Origin of the sequence: Aestuariirhabdus sp. LZHN29 (assembly GCF_049985285.1) — a bacterium.
In the GTDB taxonomy this organism is placed as follows: Bacteria; Pseudomonadota; Gammaproteobacteria; order Pseudomonadales; family Aestuariirhabdaceae; genus Aestuariirhabdus.
This window is the reverse complement of record NZ_JBNIEU010000001.1, coordinates 1,142,159-1,155,130: the sequence shown is the minus strand read 5'-3', so window position 1 is coordinate 1,155,130 and position 12,972 is coordinate 1,142,159. Positions and strand designations below refer to the sequence as shown.

Below are 12,972 nucleotides of genomic sequence, written 5' to 3'. Positions count from 1 at the left end.
TGCCTATGATTAGTACTACGACCAACGCCGCAGGCAGGTGAAAAACCGTCCATGGAAACAGTTGCATCTTTGATACGAGCGCTAGCGGTTGGTATCTGCCTGGTGGTATCGACAACCCTGAGCGCCGACAACTGGATTATCATCGGAGACGCCACCGAAAACCCTAAAATTTACCTTGAAGAGGAAACACCTAAAGGCGTACTGATCGACATCCTTGATTATGTTCAGCGCGAGACCGGGGATAGCTACCAGTACCTGCTCTACCCCTGGGCCCGGGCCTACCTGATGGCAGAACGCGGCACCGGCGCCATTGTCGGTTTCTCCAAAAACGAGGAGCGATTGCAACGCTACGATTACTCCGAGGTGATCTATAACGAAGATATATTGCTGGTGGTGATGAAAGGCAACGAATTCTCCTACACAGGAATCGAATCCCTCTACGGCAAGCGTGTTGGCGCGGTACGTGATGGCTCCTATGGCGATCAGTTTGACCTCGCCCGCCAGCAGAGAAAATTCACCCTGATCGAGGACAACAACGCGACTCATCGACTCAAGCTCCTATTCTACGGTCGCAGCGACATTGCGCTAATCGGGTCGGGCGCCGCCGGCTTAATGAACTCCCTACGCGAAGATCCCCAGCTCTGGCAAAACCGTCACCTGTTTGTTCCCCTGGACCGACCCTTTCGGCGCGACCCCAACTATCTGGGCGTGCTCAAGGGAAGCTACGACCCCGCCTTGCTGGAACGGTTCAACAAAGCGCTTCGTCGTGGTTACGAGGGGGGCGATATCCCCGCGATTATCGAGCGTCATGCCGGCCAACCGTAAACAATAGTCCTGAGCTACTCCCAATCGCCAACGCCTAGGGAGGGCCGCCCCCCAATGGCTCGCCCCTGCACGGGCACAAAACAGACGGTATGGGGTAATTGCTGATAAACTCGGCGGGATAAAGCTCAGGGCTCGGTATTGCGGCAGATCAACACCGGGTTTTATTCGATTAGCGGATAATAAAGCGCTGGAGATATAAACATTGAAGTTTGCGCAACAACGGCCGTAAATCTACTTATATCCTCGCAGGGGAAAGGTGCCTAGAGTGGGACTAACCATCTCCCCGTGCACCATAACGTAATTCGCAGGGACCGCCATGAAGTTACATCAAAGCCTTCAAGCCAAAATTTTTGCGCCCTTACTGGTGATCTTCCTGATCATTCTGGGCACCGCCATTTACCAAACCCAAAGCGGGCAAAGCCGGCTGGGACACGACCTCGCGGCCGAGAAAGTACAGGTTGCAGCCAACTCCTATATCGATCAAATCAATATCCTGATGGATTTGGGCGAGATGGGGCTGCGCGAAATCGTGCAGGAAAAGCTCATGGCCGAGGAGGGTATCGTCGAAGCGCGCATGATCCGCGCCGACCGTATCAATGAAAAATATGGGCAGGGCAACCCTGACCAAAAAGTCGTTGACGATCTCGACCGGCGCGCCATGGCGGGGGAGACCATCAACGAAATCAGCATCGTCGATGGCAACGAAGTTTTCACCCATATCCGTCCTGTACCCGCACTGGAGGAGTACCGTGGCAGCTTCTGCATGTCCTGCCACGAGGAGGATGGTGCAAAAATTGGCGAAATTCTCGGGGCGGTCCGTATCAGTTATGACCTCACCGCCGTCAACGACCATATCGCCAGCAGTGTTACCGAAACCACATTGGTACAGGTACTTATCTTTATTCTCTCCTTCGCTGCACTGGTCTGGTTTGCACGACGCAGCGTGACCCAACCCGTAGAGCAGATGGACCAGGAGCTGCAGGAGATTACCGACAACTTTGACCTGGTCAAACGCATCAGCTACCGCAGCACCGACCAGCTGGGCAGTCTCAGTCACTCCATGAACCGCATGCTGGAAGCGTTCCACTCCAGTCTCAGCAAAGTGGCCGATGCCACCACCCATATCAGCGGTGCCTCAACCCAGATCGCGGAACTGGCCCAAGCCACGCAGGAAGCCACCAATCGCGAGCATCAGGATACCGAAGTCGTCGCCGCTGCGATCGAAGAGATGGAGGCAACCTCCCAGGAGCTGCAACGCAGCGCCGAGCAAACCGCCCAAAACTCCAACGAAGCAGATGAAGCCGCCGGCGAAGCTGACCGGCTCTCTACCGTTGCCACCGCAGAGATCAACGACCTGCAGCAGGTTCTCGGCAAGCTCGAAGATGTCTCCCGCAACCTGGGTGAGCGCTGCAACAACGTGGGTTCGGTGCTGGTCGTGATCAAGACCATCGCCGAACAAACCAACTTGCTAGCCTTGAACGCAGCTATTGAAGCCGCGCGGGCGGGGGAGTCCGGACGAGGATTTGCGGTCGTGGCCGACGAGGTGCGCACCCTGTCCCAGCGCACCCACTCAAGCACCGATGAGATCGAGTCGATGATTCAGCAGCTGCAGAGTGAATCCGATTCACTGGTTAACTACATGAATCAGGCCAGCTCGAAAGCCGACAGTAGTGTCGATAAGGTGGCCCAGACGGTTCAGGCGCTGCACCAGATCACCACCAAGGTATCGGAGATCAATCTGCTCAACGACCAGGTGGCGACGGCAGCGGAGGAGCAGTGCGCAGTCAGCAGCGATGTGAGTCGCAACATCCACCAGATCCGGGAGGTCTCCGACGGCACCCTGCAACAAGCACAGCAGTCGGCCCATGCGGCCGAGGAGCTGCTGGAACGCTTCCGTGAGCTGGATCGGGTGGTGAAGAGCTTTAAGCTCTAGGAGCGCCCGCACCCCAGATTAAAAAGGCACCTTCGGGTGCCTTTTTAATTTCAACGGAACAATCAGGTGCAGCGCTGCAGTCGATTGCTATCGGTATGCTCAAAGTTCGAACCGTAAATATCCAGCAACATCGTCTGCTCGTAAACCAGCTCATATCCATCGAGACGAAGACTGCGTTCGAAGGCGGTTGTGGTGGCTTTCTGCTGCATAAAGGGCGATTGCACAATACCCCACTGAGGATCATCCTGCGCCGCTCGCACCTCGAAGGAGCCCTCCTCGTTGAGCGCGCCTCCGGCCAGCACACTTAAGCCCCGTGGTATGCAAAACGACAACATCACCAGCCCCGTGGCCGACTCCCACATCCAGTAACCGGTTTCGTTATGGATCGCTTTATCATCACCCTTGCGGTTCACCTGCAGATGGTAGCGTAGTGCCACCAGCTCTTGCTCCTCGGCATTGCTGGTCGAACCCGCCGCTTCAAACACCAGGGTTTCATAATAGGGGTTCTGCTCGACGCCATCGGGCTCGGGAGACCGATCCATTCCGCAATCTCCCCGCCAGACGCCCAGCAGCGGGGCCAGGGGACCATAGTTCACCTCGGCTATCGGTATACTCATCCACCACTCCTTAAAAACATGCTGGCTCTGGGCCAGGCTATTAGTCCGGATCCCGGCACGCCTGGCCCGAGATACAGACACAGTTTCGTCCACAACTCTTCGCCCGGTAGAGTGCCACATCTGCGTCGTGCATCAACTGTTCGAGGTCATATTTTCCCTCTGTTTGCGCCATCCCGATAGACACCGTCACCACAGGGTCCACCGATGGCGGACCAAAATCGTGGGCTTCAATGCGGTGCAATATGCGCTCGGCGATAGTCAATCCATAGACAGGGTCGGCATCCCCAATATAGACCGCAAACTCCTCGCCTCCGATACGCCCGAACAGGTCATAGGGGCGAACACAGTCGGAGATCAGTGTGGGCAGTTCCCGCAGCACGGCGTCACCGCAGCCGTGACCATAGGTATCATTGATGCGTTTAAAATGGTCGATATCGAAACAGAGCATGACACCATCTTGATTATGACGCTGAGCGGACTGTAATTGCTCCGACACCCGGAAAAAAAACTGCGCCGATTGCTAATGCCGGTCACCTCATTATCAGGGGCAGGGAAAGGAAGCGTTCAACGCATCCATCACTACAGCCGCTGCGGGTTTTTCCAAATCCGTTTTATGGCTATTGGCGTAGCTTACATAAGCTTTGCTTAACTCTCGGGCCTTGACCCCCGCCTTCACACACAGGGTTGTCTTGTTGTGCCGTTGATCCGCCAGGCGCAGGGTCTCCTCAACGCCGCTGACGAAACCATCGCAATAACGCTGGCGCTTCCTTCCGGAGGGGGTCATGGAACTCGACGAACACTGCATCAATAACTGACCTGCATCCATCTGCTGAGGAAAAAACGTTTCACTTTCAAGCTCTTTCGCCAGCAGCGGCCACGAGAACCCTAGCGCCAAAACAGATAAGGCGAGCCCTACTTTCATACCTACTCTCTCCGCGTTACATGGCCCAATGAACCCCTCCTACCTTACCCGTAACCCGCAGGCGGCAACAGCGATAACACGGGAAGTTACGGCTCCATTTACACTCTGGCCTAAGGCTTTAGGTAGCTATCGACGATTTTCTGGTAATGGCCACTATCGCGCAGGGCTTGCAGACCCGCATTGAAATCATCCCGTATCCCGGGGTAGCGGAACGAGACCTTGTAGTGAATGGGCTTAAAGAGAGGGTAGATAGTCACCTCTGATAGCGTATCTCCCGCCCGCCGCGCCTGCTGACTGTAATACTCGAAGATGCTGCGTTCGAGCACAATCAGCTCAACCCTTTTTCGGTACAGCATCCTGACCTGGGAAAACTGGTTGGTGATCTCCTGATAGGTGTCGGCCTCATCGACTGCGTTACTGAATGCTGGTCCCAACAACACCCGGGCATTGGGAAACGCCACAATGGAGAGACTGCGGCTGGCAAGACTCTCTACGTTTCCCAGCTCGAAACCATGCTCGGCCAGCGTGACCGCCACATTCTGGAACACGACATGTGAGTCCGACCAGTAAACGCCCTCGAGCCCCAATGATTCAATAGATAGCAATACTCCGTCGATTGCACCGGTTTCCAACTGTTGCTTCAAACGGGTGAACGGCAGGTACACCGGTTTCAGGCTGTGCCCCCGATAGGCCAGCGCCTGGCGCACAATATCTAGCTCGATACCCCTGTCGCTTGCCTCAATAGCCCAGGGAGCAATGCTCGTGCGCACCCCCAGCGTCACCTCCGCTGACACACAATTCCCGGCGTACAACAACGACCACAGTAAAGCGATCCATCCCCCTCCATAGAACCCTCTGCGGTACATACACATCTCCATGGCAATGACGCTTGCGATGATCCAATTCAAGCACAAAAAAGCCGCCCCGTGGGTTCGACTGCCGCTAGCCGGAAACCGCACAACGGATTACCATAGCCCTCCGACTGTGTTTGTCGCACAACCGCTCCACACGATTAGGGAAATTCTGCATGAGTGATTTTGACCGCCCGGTCGACCGGCGCAGCACCCATAGCCTCAAATGGGATAAATACCGGACACAGGATATTCTTCCTCTCTGGGTCGCCGATACCGATTTCATGGCATCCCCTGCCATTATTGAGGCGCTGCACCAACGCATTGAGCACGGCGTTTTTGGCTACACCCTGGTCTCGAAAGAGCTGGTCGATACTGTGCAGACCCGACTCCAGAAACGCTACCAATGGCCCATCCAGCCCGACTGGCTGGTATGGATGCCCGGTATGGTGAGCGGACTCAACATTGCGTGTCGTGCAACCGGCCACTCCGGTAGTGCTGTGCTTAGCCCCAAGCCGGTCTATCCACCGTTCATGTCGGCACCCACCCTGTCTGAGCGCCAGTCAACGACCATACCGATGGTACTTCAGGGCACGCGTTGGGTGATGGACCTCGATGCCCTCGAAGAGGCGATCACCCCGGCTTGCAAGCTGCTGCTTTTTTGCAACCCACACAACCCGGGCGGCACCTGTTACCGCAAGGAGGAGCTACAGCGTTTACTGGAGATCTGCGAACGCCACGACCTGATTCTGTGCAGTGATGAGATCCACTGCGACCTGATTTTAGACCCCGAGATTCAACACATTCCGGTGGCGTCACTGGATAGCAAGCTGGCAAAGCGCACCATCACCCTGATGGCCCCCAGTAAAACCTACAATATCGCCGGACTCGCCTGCGCTTTCGCAATCATTCCTGACGCCAGCTTGCGCAACCACTTCCGCCGGGTGATGCAAGGTATTGTGCCCGAGGTCAACCTGCTGGGCCTAACCGCCGCACTGGCTGCCTATCGTGATAGTGAACAATGGAGCATGCAGCAGCTCGACTACCTGCGTGGCAACAGGGATTACCTGATTGAGGAGATCAACCGCATCCCGGGTATGCACCTGCACCCGTTCGAGGCAACCTACCTTGCCTGGATCGATATCTCCGGGCTGGAGCTAACAGACCCTGGAGGTTTTTTTGAACACGCCGGAGTTGGCCTGTCACCGGGAGCAGACTTTGGGGATTCGAAATTTATGCGCCTGAATTTCGGCTGCCCACGGGCGACGTTAGAGGAGGCGGTATCCCGCATTCGCCAGGCGCTGGCCCAACGAGGCTAAACCGCCGTAAAGCCGCCATCCACCTTGATTTCGGCGCCGGTCATAAAGCTGTTGTGGGGGTCACAGACCATCAACAAGGCCGCAACGACCTCCTCCACACTGGCGGCTCGACGCAGGGGTGCCGGTGCCGTAAGTCGTACCAACGCCTGCTCTCGGTCGGGCATCAGGTCGAGGGTGCGCTCAAGCATATCGGTGCGAGTAATAAAGGGGCAAAGCGCGTTGATACGGACGTTATCCTTGCCATACTCGGCGGCAGCCGACTTAGTCAACCCGATCACCGCGTGTTTGCTCGCCGCGTAATGGGACATGGTCGGTGCCCCCCCCAAACCGGCAACGGAAGATAGATTAAGAATAGCCCCGCCTCCCTGGGCGACCATCTGCGGGATCTGCTGCTGCATGCAGAGAAAAACTCCCCGTACGTTGATCGCCATGGTGGTATCGAACGCTTCCAGGGTCACATCAGCCAGTTTGGCATGACTGAGTTCCACGCCGGCATTATTAACGGCGATATCGAGACGACCGAAATGAGAGACGGTCTCACGCACAAAGCGCTGCACCTGGCCTGAATCGCTGACATCGCAAGTCATCGACACCACTTCGGTGCCGCCAGAACGCAGCCGCTGTGCACAGGACTCCAGCGCCTGCTCATCAATATCACTGATTGCCAACCTGGCACCACGGGCCGCAAACTGTTGCGCCGCTTCACGCCCGATGCCATTACCCGCGCCGGTAATCAGTACGACTTTTCCATTAAACTGCGTCACATTCACCTCCTCCTGTAGGACGTTTTCTCGCTGAGGCGAGACCACATTGAGCCGAATGTAGTCAATCGCGAGGGCTTCGCCTACGAGCAGTAAGCAGGGAAATGGTGCTCTATCAGTCTGCTGAATAGATCAGCGATAGCTTTCGAGCTGGCGCTGGAGTTCGCCCCATCCGTTATCTTCCGGGGACAATCCCACGACGGCCAGCTCCTGCTCTCTTCCGCGCAGGGGCAGGACGCACTCCTGTTCGTCTGCCATGGTCACCTCTGCCTGGCGTAATAGCTCCACAGAGACCACCAGCGTCTTACCCAGTTGCTTGCAGGATTGTTCCAGTCTCGCGGCGCTGTTTACTGTATCCCCAACCGCCGACAGAATCGGTGAAGCGGGGGGGCCCATCGTGCCGACGATGGCGTCCCCGCAGTGCAACCCTAACCCCATCTTTAGGGGGTGCGGGAGTTCATCGGCAAGTTTCTGGTTGAGGCTATCCAGCCCCGCCTGCATCGCGAGGGCGCCGCGCAAACCGGCACGGCAAGCCTGTCCGTAGTCTCCCTCCACACCATATAGCGCCATCAACCCATCGCCATTGAACTGGGCATAGTGCCCCCCCGTTTGCTCCAACGCCTCGGCTAGCTCGGCAAAGAATTGGTTGAGGATAAAGACCACATCGTAGGGCAAGCGCTGCTCCCCCAGCGCCGTGGAGCCTCGCAGGTCAGCAAACAGCACCACCACACTCTTTTCAAACCCGGCCACACCACCGGGACGATTCATCTGGTGCAACCCGCCACCGGGCTTCAACAGGGGTTCGATGCTAAGGGACTCCGTGACACGCAACTGGCAGGCCAGGCGTACATCCTCACCCGCACCGATACTTTCCAGTACCCGGTGTTCGGCGGCGGATCTAGCCGGTAGGCTCTGCCCACCGGTGCGGATTCGCACCCGGCATGTCGTGCAACGACCCCGTCCGCCGCACACCGACGAGTGCGGCACGCGATGCTGGCGCAGCAGTTCCAGCAGGGTCATGCCCGGCGCTGCCCTTAGGGTTCCACGCTGGGGGTGATCAACCTGGATGCTCGTGCGCTTGCTGTGCAGGTAGACGCGCACCAGATGGTACAGCACCACCCCCAATAGCAACCCAAAAAATAGTGTTTCCAACCCCTCTTTTACTCTATCAACCCATATGAGGGGTTCCGCGTACCCGGCCGACACCCTCTCCCAGCGCGCTCCCAAATCGACCCAGCCAACATCGGCGACAGCACGATAAAACCCCGATAACGCCAGCGTCGGCAACAACAAAGCGAGCAGTTGCCACAGAACTATCGTGCGACGATAGCCTGCCCGGACTCGTAACCAATAGTGTAAACCCACCGCCAAATGGCTCCACACGATCAGCAATAGAAGCGTCTGCTTCAACATCAGTCCGTCGGCATTCCCCATCGTCTCCAGCGCCCACTGATAGCCACCCTCCACCGTTGGCAACAGGGCAGGTATCAGCCGCCCACCGACCACATGGGGAATCAGCAGTAGGGGAACGCACAAACCAAGCAGATACTGGAGAATCTGCCACCAGGGCATATTCCAGGTGGTGCGACGGCAAAAGGCGACGAATGCCAGTAGAAAGTGGGTTAACAGGGCGCCATAGAGCAAAATCAACAGTGGCCAACTGTGCCAGAATGCGGCCAAAATAGTGCGCAATGACTCCATCGCCTGCAGGCTCACGAGCCCCAGACTATGGTTGACCAGATGCAGGGTGACAAAAAGGGCGACAACCAGCGCCGAACCTAACCTGAGACTTCTTTCTACCATCGCCCCACTCCCTGTCCGCACCGCTGCGGAATACCCTGTCACCATAGCGGTATCTACGACTACCCGCGGTCACCACGAAAGCATTAGTATGAAGACATTGGACCGGTACGCGAATTAAAACGCAAGGAGTAGCCCATGAATCAGCAACGCCCCGAAACGACTCCTCCACCCGAGGAGGGCGCGTCTCAGCAGCCCCCCGTGGAGAACCCCCCGCTCAGCTTCAGCGGCTTGCTACGACCCGTTCACTACGATAGCTATAAATCTGTTCCCCTGCACCGTAACAAATATGTCGCCTTGCTGGCATCATTTTCCGTCAGCCCGTTGATCGGCTTTTACCTGATGCTGACGGGGATCTTCTCCAACGATAGCGGACAAGCGAAGCCCGCAGGCTGGGGGGTGAAAGCCGCTATTCTCGTACTGAACGCTTGGCTGCTGTTCAGCGTCGTGACCCAGAGCGGGCTCTACCGCCATGGCTATCTCTCGGTACCGCTCCCCCCCGCGATAGAACAGCATCCTTGATCGACATGCGCCGATTGCCGACGCAATCGAAATCCACCGGGCGCTCGTAACCGGAAGCTAAGAGGGTTGCCGCTACCCGACTCCGTGCAGGATCAACACAACCTCGATCGCTGCTTGATCAGGTCACTCGATAAACGCAGAAACCGAGGCGTTTGGGCCACCTTAAACCGCAAATCGACATCCCGCTTATTTTGCAATCGACCCTCCCATGAGGGGTTGACAGTACAATAAGCCTCTATATAATTGCGCCCACTTGCCGAAGTGGTGGAATTGGTAGACACGCAGTGTTCAGGTCGCTGTATCTTCGGGTGTGGGAGTTCGAGTCTCCCCTTCGGCACCATACAAAGAAAAGGGGAATCGCATCGCGGTTCCCCTTTTTCGTATCTCCCTGTTTCACTTTTAATCTACCCGCTACTCCAGATCAAGCGCCTGCTGGCTGTGATGGCGTCGCTGCTCACGTTGCAGTGATGCGATGTAACGATCCAGTTTGGCCTGCGTTACCGAATCGACCCCTACCAGCTCACAACCGAGCACCGTGTGGGTGTAAGGCCTGCGGGCGAACGCGCTATTGCAGATGCGAAGCTGGCATTTGATGCGTTCATCCTCGAGGGTAAATCGCGCGTCCGGAACCAGCGTACCCGCATCCAGACCCTCATGACGCGAACCGCCTACATGGACCCTCACCCCACTGGAGGAGATATCCACGATAACGCCACTCACCGACGTACTACCGTAACCGCTTAATACCACCGTCATCCGCGATGCCGCGGGCACTTTAACCCTAAACGCGGATCGGCGCTGATGGTGCTCAACATAGTCGGGCACCGTCAGTCGATAAACGGGGATGCCATCATTTTGTTCCTCACTGATCAAGGTGGAGGAAAAGCTGATGTTATAGCCGCCTTCACTGCAATCGATATCAAAGCGACGCCCTTTACTCAAGCGTAATTCGTCGCTGCCCGGGAACAACTCATCGATCAGGATACTTTGCTCTTCTACCGCCAGCACCAGGCTGCGATAGAGGCGATCACTGCCTTCGAGGGTCACTTCAATAAAGGTGTGCTGTAGGCTCAGTCGTTTAAGTAGCGCACGGCCCTCCTCGCGCTGCTGCTTCGCCTCGCTATCCTGGCCCCGCTTTAATAACCAATCGAGCATCCCAAACTGTTCCTGTTGTTTTTCTTATGCCCTTGCCCTACAAGGCGTGCGTTGTCATAAGGGTAGCCGATCCCCCGCACCCTGAATAGTTATCGGCGCAGGAGGCCTTCCCTTGAGCACCAACTATGACCGCAGGGTTTGTTGCCAATCAACGGCGGGGTCCCCAACCACGTAAAACCAGGGGTTGAGCAGCGCCTCCTTGGTGTTGTAACGCAACGGTTTAAAATCGACGTCCAGCACTGCGCCTCCCGCGGCTTCGACCACCGCCTGCGCCGCCGCCGTATCCCATTCGCAGGTCGGGGCCAGGCGCGGGTATATATCCGCCTCACCCTCCGCCACCAGGCACAACTTTAGCGAACTTCCCATACTGGTATCGGTTAATGTACCCAGGGTGGCTAGCCGGTCGAGGCAGTGCTGGAGATCCTCCCCCCGATGGCGGCGGCTGGCCACCGCGACAATCGATTTGCCGGGTTCGAAAGGCCGTGCTCGTATGGGGGTGATCACCCCGTCGCGCTCTACGCTCGCGCCCTCACCCGATACACCGCTGTAACACACCCGGGTCGGCGGCACATAAACGACCCCCAATATCGCACGCTGATCCTCTACCAGTGCAATATTGACCGTGAACTCGCCATTACGGTGAATAAACTCCTTGGTGCCATCGAGGGGGTCCACCAGCCAGTAACGCTGCCATTGCTGACGCTGCTCCCAGGGTATGTTTGCGTCCTCTTCCGACAGGATCGGCGTATCGGCCAGCAGTGATGACAAGCCCTCCACGATAATCCGGTGCGCTGCCAGGTCAGCCTCGGTCAGGGGCGAATCATCCTGCTTGGTTTGCACCCCAAGATCTTCCCGCTGGTATACCTGCATTATCGCCTCGCCTGCATCCATCGCGATCTGGCGCACGGCTGACAGTAGTTCTGCTGTATTCATATCTACATCCATCAAAAAGTTATTTGGGGCGCTCGCAGCGCTAGCGCTGATTACTTGCGTAACAGATCCCTGACCATATAGAGAGCAACCATAGCACGCGCTTCGGTAAACTCTGGGCGCTGCACCAGCTCGGGCAACTGGTCAAAATTAAAGATATGCACACCGAGGGGTTCGGGTTCATCGCCCTGCAGGCGTTTTTCATACAGATCCCGCGCCACCACGACGTTCATGCGATGGGTCATATAGTTCGGGGACAGGGTTAGCTCCGTCAGCAACTCCAGTTTTTTTGCCCCGTAGCCGGCCTCCTCCATCAGCTCCCGATTCGCTCCATCGAACAACGCCTCGCCGGGTTCAACCAGCCCCTTGGGCAAAGTGAGCTGGTAGTCTTCAGTGCCTGCCGCGTACTCCTCGATCATCACAAAATGATCATCGTCCAGCAGCGGCAGCACCATCACGGCGGCGTGCCCGGTGTTAAACCCCACTAGGCGCTCGTAGGTACGCTCGACACCATTGCTAAAACGTAACTCCATCTCCTCGATACGGAACAGGCGGGTGCGGGCGACCTCCCTGCTACCTAACACTTTGGGTTTGGACAAAATATTCTCCTGATTCTGCACTCGTTATTGCGCCGTAGTATACTGCCTCGTCACCGCTTTACAGAATCTGATGCCATGATTAACTGGAAAACCATCGATACCGTGCTGCTCGATATGGACGGCACCCTGCTCGATCTCCATTTTGATAACCGTTTCTGGCTGGAACACGTACCCGAGCATTATGCGCGGCAGTATGACCTCTCCCTGAATCAGGCAAAGGAGGAGCTATACTGTCGCTTCGAAGACCGCATGGGCCAGCTTGAGTGGTATTGTCTCAATTACTGGCAAGCAGAGCTGAACCTGAACCTTCTCACCATGAAGCGCGAACTGGCTCACCTGATCAGCTTACGCCCAGGGGCCGAGCGCTTTCTGCAACAGCTCCAGCGTTCCGACAAGCGCGTTGTGATGATCACCAACGCCCACCAGCAGAGCCTCTCCCTGAAACTCGAGAAAGCCTCCCTCGCCCAGTATTTTGACTGCATGATCAGCTCCCACCAGTATGGATTCGCCAAGGAGCATCCCGAGTTCTGGCCCGCGCTCGAAGCCGACATAGGTATCGATCCAGCACGCTGCCTGTTTATCGATGACAGCCTGCCGGTTCTGCGCAGCGGGCAGCGCTGGGGCATCGCCGAGCTGATTGCCATCAGCCACCCGGATAGCCAACGAGGCCCCAAAGACACCGAAGAGTTCGCCGCCGTAAACGATTTCACCGAGCTACTTCCCATTGAGTAAGCGACC

At 56.8% G+C, this 12,972-nt stretch carries 14 protein-coding genes and 1 tRNA gene; 6 read left to right on the top strand and 9 right to left on the bottom strand.

What is annotated here, in order from left to right; translation table 11 throughout:
• Window positions 1-51 precede the first annotated feature (51 nt).
• Together ACP3PW_RS05565 and ACP3PW_RS05560 are read left to right on the top strand one after the other, a co-directional pair.
• Window positions 52-825, top strand: coding sequence for a substrate-binding periplasmic protein (locus tag ACP3PW_RS05565; RefSeq protein WP_426415682.1), 774 nt, complete (start codon window positions 52-54; stop codon window positions 823-825).
• 316 nt (window positions 826-1,141) lie between these two features.
• Window positions 1,142-2,758, top strand: a complete 1,617-nt coding sequence (locus ACP3PW_RS05560) for a methyl-accepting chemotaxis protein (protein WP_426415681.1) — start codon at window positions 1,142-1,144, stop codon at window positions 2,756-2,758.
• Window positions 2,759-2,820: 62 nt separating this feature from the next.
• Here ACP3PW_RS05560 and ACP3PW_RS05555 read toward each other — a convergent pair whose 3' ends face one another.
• The 4 genes from ACP3PW_RS05555 to ACP3PW_RS05540 all read right to left on the bottom strand — a co-directional run bounded on the left by ACP3PW_RS05555 (window position 2,821) and on the right by ACP3PW_RS05540 (window position 5,163).
• Window positions 2,821-3,375: a heme-binding beta-barrel domain-containing protein gene (locus ACP3PW_RS05555; RefSeq protein WP_426415680.1), complete on the bottom strand. Its 555-nt coding sequence runs from the start codon at window positions 3,373-3,375 to the stop codon at window positions 2,821-2,823.
• Window positions 3,376-3,415: 40 nt separating this feature from the next.
• On the bottom strand, window positions 3,416-3,871 hold the full coding sequence (locus ACP3PW_RS05550; RefSeq protein ID WP_426415679.1) for a GGDEF domain-containing protein: 456 nt from the start codon (window positions 3,869-3,871) through the stop codon (window positions 3,416-3,418).
• A gap of 45 nt (window positions 3,872-3,916) precedes the next feature.
• Window positions 3,917-4,297 carry a Rap1a/Tai family immunity protein gene (locus ACP3PW_RS05545; protein WP_426415678.1) on the bottom strand — a complete coding sequence of 127 codons (381 nt, stop codon included), beginning with the start codon at window positions 4,295-4,297 and terminating at the stop codon, window positions 3,917-3,919.
• Window positions 4,298-4,407: 110 nt separating this feature from the next.
• Entirely contained in the window at window positions 4,408-5,163 is a 756-nt protein-coding gene (locus ACP3PW_RS05540) for a substrate-binding periplasmic protein (RefSeq protein ID WP_426415677.1), read from the bottom strand.
• Window positions 5,164-5,324: 161 nt separating this feature from the next.
• Here ACP3PW_RS05540 and ACP3PW_RS05535 point away from each other — a divergent pair, with 161 nt between their 5' ends.
• On the top strand, window positions 5,325-6,467 hold the full coding sequence (locus tag ACP3PW_RS05535; RefSeq protein WP_426415676.1) for a MalY/PatB family protein: 1,143 nt from the start codon (window positions 5,325-5,327) through the stop codon (window positions 6,465-6,467).
• Here ACP3PW_RS05535 and ACP3PW_RS05530 read toward each other — a convergent pair.
• On the bottom strand, window positions 6,464-7,231 hold the full coding sequence (locus tag ACP3PW_RS05530) for an SDR family NAD(P)-dependent oxidoreductase (RefSeq protein ID WP_426415675.1): 768 nt from the start codon (window positions 7,229-7,231) through the stop codon (window positions 6,464-6,466). The two genes, ACP3PW_RS05535 and ACP3PW_RS05530, sit on opposite strands and share 4 nt — an antisense overlap.
• Window positions 7,232-7,360: 129 nt before the next feature.
• Entirely contained in the window at window positions 7,361-9,031 is a 1,671-nt protein-coding gene (locus ACP3PW_RS05525; RefSeq protein WP_426415674.1) for an adenylate/guanylate cyclase domain-containing protein, read from the bottom strand.
• Between the two features lie 135 nt (window positions 9,032-9,166).
• On the opposite strand from ACP3PW_RS05525, the gene ACP3PW_RS05520 reads away from it, so the two are divergent.
• Window positions 9,167-9,550, top strand: coding sequence for a hypothetical protein (locus ACP3PW_RS05520; RefSeq protein ID WP_426415673.1), 384 nt, complete (start codon window positions 9,167-9,169; stop codon window positions 9,548-9,550).
• A gap of 255 nt (window positions 9,551-9,805) precedes the next feature.
• Window positions 9,806-9,890: transfer RNA gene (locus ACP3PW_RS05515), tRNA-Leu, on the top strand.
• A gap of 71 nt (window positions 9,891-9,961) precedes the next feature.
• Here the strand turns inward: ACP3PW_RS05515 and ACP3PW_RS05510 are convergent.
• From ACP3PW_RS05510 to nudE, 3 genes are all read right to left on the bottom strand, one after another.
• The gene (locus ACP3PW_RS05510; protein ID WP_426415672.1) at window positions 9,962-10,705 is read right to left on the bottom strand and encodes a flagellar brake protein; all 744 of its coding nucleotides are present in this window, start codon (window positions 10,703-10,705) and stop codon (window positions 9,962-9,964) included.
• Window positions 10,706-10,828: 123 nt separating this feature from the next.
• Entirely contained in the window at window positions 10,829-11,638 is an 810-nt protein-coding gene (cysQ, locus tag ACP3PW_RS05505; protein ID WP_426415671.1) for a 3'(2'),5'-bisphosphate nucleotidase CysQ, read from the bottom strand.
• A gap of 50 nt (window positions 11,639-11,688) precedes the next feature.
• Entirely contained in the window at window positions 11,689-12,234 is a 546-nt protein-coding gene (gene nudE / locus ACP3PW_RS05500; protein ID WP_426415670.1) for an ADP compounds hydrolase NudE, read from the bottom strand.
• 75 nt (window positions 12,235-12,309) lie between these two features.
• Here nudE and yrfG point away from each other — a divergent pair, with 75 nt between their 5' ends.
• Entirely contained in the window at window positions 12,310-12,966 is a 657-nt protein-coding gene (gene yrfG, locus ACP3PW_RS05495; protein ID WP_426415669.1) for a GMP/IMP nucleotidase, read from the top strand.
• Window positions 12,967-12,972 lie beyond the last annotated feature (6 nt).

Coding starts and splice junctions, on each gene's coding strand:
- ACP3PW_RS05565 (WP_426415682.1), top strand. CDS start 52: ATGGAAACAGTTGCATCTTTGATACGAGCGCTAGCGGTTGGTATCTGC.
- ACP3PW_RS05540 (WP_426415677.1), bottom strand. CDS start 5,163: ATGTACCGCAGAGGGTTCTATGGAGGGGGATGGATCGCTTTACTGTGG.
- yrfG (WP_426415669.1), top strand. CDS start 12,310: ATGATTAACTGGAAAACCATCGATACCGTGCTGCTCGATATGGACGGC.
- cysQ (WP_426415671.1), bottom strand. CDS start 11,638: ATGAATACAGCAGAACTACTGTCAGCCGTGCGCCAGATCGCGATGGAT.
- ACP3PW_RS05555 (WP_426415680.1), bottom strand. CDS start 3,375: ATGAGTATACCGATAGCCGAGGTGAACTATGGTCCCCTGGCCCCGCTG.
- ACP3PW_RS05560 (WP_426415681.1), top strand. CDS start 1,142: ATGAAGTTACATCAAAGCCTTCAAGCCAAAATTTTTGCGCCCTTACTG.
- ACP3PW_RS05535 (WP_426415676.1), top strand. CDS start 5,325: ATGAGTGATTTTGACCGCCCGGTCGACCGGCGCAGCACCCATAGCCTC.
- ACP3PW_RS05510 (WP_426415672.1), bottom strand. CDS start 10,705: ATGCTCGATTGGTTATTAAAGCGGGGCCAGGATAGCGAGGCGAAGCAG.
- ACP3PW_RS05525 (WP_426415674.1), bottom strand. CDS start 9,031: ATGGTAGAAAGAAGTCTCAGGTTAGGTTCGGCGCTGGTTGTCGCCCTT.
- ACP3PW_RS05545 (WP_426415678.1), bottom strand. CDS start 4,297: ATGAAAGTAGGGCTCGCCTTATCTGTTTTGGCGCTAGGGTTCTCGTGG.
- ACP3PW_RS05520 (WP_426415673.1), top strand. CDS start 9,167: ATGAATCAGCAACGCCCCGAAACGACTCCTCCACCCGAGGAGGGCGCG.